A 2758-nucleotide genomic window follows, 5' to 3' on the forward strand; every position below is an offset into this window, starting at 1 on the left:
GTCCAGGGGTTTCCAGACCAAAAAATCAACACATCAGCAATTAAAAATTAAATTTAAGATTGGGTGCTAATGGCAACCTGAATTTTAGAATGGCATACTGGAGCTTATTGGTTAAATTTCAGTTCATCTGAGAAAATTTGTGGAAATATAGCCAGATAAAACTGAGCAAATTCAGGTGCGATCGCGTACCCACGTTGACAATTTATATAGTGGACTACTTCTGTACAAAGTTTGAAAATTAGGCGTTGGAGGAAGTCAGCCAGTCAAACAATTATAAGTATTTCGTACTATTTTATACTAAAAATATAAAATTTTCATGAAGAGGGATGTCTGCCGTAATTATACTTATATAAAATGTAGCTAGCACGGCAAAATGCACCTAGTAGATGCTGGGGAAGAATAAAACTACAATGTTATCCAAACTTCAGCCCGTCAAATCATTTAATCGCTTAGTTGGCAAAGTTTATGCCAAGATGCCCCTGAGATATGTTCTGATTGTGCCCTTTATCTTGCAAATTTGTGGTGCGGTAGGACTTGTGGGCTATCTTTCGTATCAAAACGGCCAAAAAGCGGTAAGGGAGCTTGCTACTCAATTAGAAAATGAAATCTGCGATCGCATTGAACAGCATCTTGATAGCTATTTAACAACTCCGAAGCAAATTAATCAAATCAACTTAGATGCAATTGAGCTAGGTTTGCTCAACCTTTCGGACTTTCAAACCGCCGGCAATTACTTTTGGAAACAAATGCAGGTTTTCAATGTTGGCTACAACAGCTTTGCCAATCCCAAAGGTGAATTTATCGGTGTTGAACGTCTAGATAATGGCCAGCTCTTAATTAATGAAGTTAGCGCCAAGCATGGTATAGGCAAACTCTATGTTTATCCTACAGACAAGCAAGGAAATCGCCGCCATTTACAGGAAGTCAAAGATTACGATCCTCGTGTAGAAGCTTGGTATACAGATCCAGTCAAGAGAGGCAAACGAGTTTGGAGTCAAATTTATCAATGGGAAGATAAACCAGAAGTTTTATCCATATCTTCCAGCTATCCTGTTTACGATAAAAATCGCAAATTCGTTGGGGTGATTAGTGTTGATTTGCTTTTATCACAAATCGGCAAGTTTTTAGCTAAGTTAAAGGTAACAGAGTCGGGTAAAACTTTTATTTTAGAGCGTTCTGGGTTAATAGTAGCTTCTTCTACTAGCGAGCCACCATATACGATCGTTAATGGTAAAGGAAAACGTCTATCAGCATTAGATAGTCAAAATCCTCTAATTAAACTCACTACACAGTCTTTGATCGAACGCTTTGGCAATCTTAAGTTGGTTGTGGGGAAGCAACAGCTAAGTTTTACCGCCGATGAAATGCGTTATTTTGTACAGGTAAAAAGCTGGAAGGACGAACTGGGTTTAGATTGGCTAATTGTGGCGGTGATTGCCGAAGGCGAATTTATGGAGCAAATTAATGCCAACACCCGCATCACGATTTTGCTGTGCATAATTGCTTTTTTAGTGGCTACAAGAATTGGAATTTTGACTGCTCGTTGGGTAATTAAGCCAATTTTACAATTAAACAGATCGGCGAAGAAAATTGCTCAAGGTGAATGGGAGGAAACACCAGATATTCAGCGTTCCGATGAACTGGGGGAACTAGCCAAATCATTTGAAACTATGGCAAAGCAACTCCAAGCATCCTTTAGTGCTTTAGAAGCAAAGAATGCCGAGATGCAAGTTTTAAATGAGGCGTTATTTCATAATCAGAGTCAGCTAACTCAATTTTTAGAAGCCATACCAGTAGGTGTATTTATTATCGATGCTGAAGGTGAACCTCATTATACAAATCAGATTGGGCAGCAAATTCTCGGTCAAGGAGCGATCGCAGAAGTTAAAATCGAAGAATTGTCAGAGATATATCAAGCTTACCTTGCCGGGACAGATCGACTTTACCCCAGCGATCGCTTGCCGATTTTGAGAGCATTGCTTGGGGAAAGCATCAGGGTTGATGATATGGAAATTCGCCGTTGTGGCAATACTACTCGCATTGAGGTTTTAGGAAAGCCAATTTATGATGAATCGGGGAATGTGGCTTTTGCGATCGCCACATTTTTTGATATTACTCAACGCAAACAAACAGAAAAGTTATTAGCAGAATACAATCGCACCTTAGAAGCTCAAGTAAAAAAACGTACTGAAGAGTTCCAGCAAGTTATCGAGCAACTGCAAACTACCCAAGAAGAACTGATTCAATCGCAAAAAATCGCTGCGCAAGAACAACAAGCAGCCGTTCGAGAAGCGGCGCGAAGTACTGCCGCCAACCTCGCCAAAAGTGAATTCCTGGCTAACATGAGCCACGAACTGCGTACCCCACTCAATGCCATTCTTGGTTTCACCCAAGTCATGAGTCGAGATTATTCGCTATCTAGCGAACATCAAGAAAACTTGGCAATAATTAATCGTGCTGGCGAACATCTACTGAAATTAATTAACGACATTCTCGAAATGTCTAAAATCGAAGCTGGCAAAATCACCTTAAATTGCAACAGCTTTGACTTAATTCATTTGTTGAAGAACTTAGAGGAGATGTTGCACTTGCGTGCTGCATCTAAAAATTTAGAATTAGTGTTTGAATATGCGCCAGATATTCCTAAATACATAGAAACGGACGAAAATAAATTGTGTCAAGTATTGCTCAACCTCTTGGGTAATGCTATCAAATTTACCGATAAAGGGAGAGTGACGCTACGGGTGAGATTGGGAGC

1 protein-coding gene is annotated in these 2758 nt (G+C 39.8%); it reads left to right on the plus strand.

The features are described from left to right. Positions 1–410: 410 nt before the first annotated feature. The coding region (locus IQ229_RS22630) for a histidine kinase dimerization/phospho-acceptor domain-containing protein (RefSeq protein WP_194047605.1) at positions 411–2758 on the plus strand (2348 nt) is incomplete at its 3' end.

It is taken from the genome of Nostoc cf. edaphicum LEGE 07299 (genome assembly GCF_015207245.1).
Lineage (GTDB): Bacteria > Cyanobacteriota > Cyanobacteriia > Cyanobacteriales > Nostocaceae > Nostoc > Nostoc edaphicum_B.